Annotated in this window: 1 protein-coding gene; it reads right to left on the bottom strand. The window is 29.5% G+C overall.

The features are described from left to right. Positions 1 to 1,585: IS1182 family transposase (locus HMPREF3125_RS10360; protein ID WP_070453751.1), on the bottom strand; the 1,585-nt coding region annotated here is incomplete at its 3' end. Positions 1,586 to 1,638: the final 53 nt, after the last annotated feature.

Raw genomic sequence — 1,638 nt, 5'->3', positions numbered from 1 at the left:
TTTTTTGATTATTTTCAGCTCGTTGAGCTACTACTTTTCTTATATTAAGTGCCATTAATACAAAACCAAGTTCTCTTTTGACTTTATTGAGTCCTCGGACAGACATCCGAGTGAAACCCAAAATAGCCTTCATAAATCCAAAAACAGGTTCCACATCAATTTTTCTTTGACTGTAGATATTTTTTGTTTCTGGTTCTGAAAGCTTTTTGTTAATTTGGGATTTAAAATATTCCCAGTTATAATTCTTCATTATTTTTTTGTTTGTTTTTGAATTGAAGTTCATACATTGATTTTTCAGAGGACATTCTGAACAATCATCACATTCATATAATTTGAAGTCTCGCTTATAACCATACTTATCATGACGATAGGCATATCTTTTAAAACCTAGCCGTTTATTATTCGGACAAATGAATTCGTCATTAATTTCGTCATAGTTCCAATTTTGAGTATTAAAGATGTCACTTTTATATTTTTTAGTTTTATCTTTTATAAACATTCCATATGTTATGAGTGGCGTTCGATTAAAGTCATCTATAATTGCCTTATAATTTGATTCACTACCATAACCTGCATCAGCTACAATATATTCAGGTAAATGACCGTAGGTCTCTTGAATTGAATTTAAAAATGGAATCATCGTTCTAGTATCCGTTGGATTTTGATACACATTATAAGATAAAACAAATTGGGAATTTGTCGCTATTTGTAAATTATACCCTGGCTTAAGTTGTCCATTTTTCATGTGATCTTCTTTCATTCTCATAAATGTCGCATCATGATCTGTCTTAGAATAACTATTTCTATCCTTTAAAATAGATTTTTGAAATTCGTATCGATACTTTCGCTCAAAATAATCATTGATTTGCTTTTTGTATTTTTTGATTTTAGTTCTTTTGAGACGTATTTGTTTTCTTGTTTTAGTACATTTTTCATTGTTGATATGTTGGTTTAAATCTTCGATTTCTTTATCTAAGTGACTACCAATCAAATCTATTTCTTCTTTTGTTAATTCATTATCATGATCTTTTTTAATTTCCGGTATGATTTTATTGGTTACCAATTCATGGTAGAGGGCTTTAGAATCCTCATTCATCTTTGATTCATGGTTTTGAATACTTTTTTTCCATACAAATGTATATCGATTGGCATTTGCTTCAATTTTTGTACCATCAATAAAAATAGCTTTATCATCTATAAGATTTTGTTTTACACACTGACTGTAAAATTGAATAAATAAAGATTCTAATAAAGCATCTACTTTTGGATTTACTCTAAATCGATTAATCGTTTTATAAGAAGGTTTTTGATTTTGTGATAGCCACATCATTCGGATGCTATCATTAAGCATTTTTTCTATTTTACGACCTGAGAATACAGATTGTGTGTAGGCATATAGAATCACTTTTAACATCATTTTAGGATGGTACGAAGTTGCACCACGGTGATGTCTGAATTCGTCGAATTCATTGTCAGGAATTGTTTCAACAATATCATTTACATGTCGTGAAATATCATTTGTGGGGATAAGAACTGAAGTTTCCATTGGTAGAGTATGTTGAGTCATGTTATAGTTTTTATACATAAGGCACCTCGTTAATTTAGTTTAGTGATGTTTATTAAATTATACGAAAGTGC

Source organism: Staphylococcus sp. HMSC13A10 (assembly GCF_001808005.1).
Taxonomy (GTDB): domain Bacteria; phylum Bacillota; class Bacilli; order Staphylococcales; family Staphylococcaceae; genus Staphylococcus; species Staphylococcus pasteuri.
The sequence above is the reverse complement of the archived record's forward strand: the minus strand, read 5'-3'. Positions and strand labels throughout refer to the sequence as shown.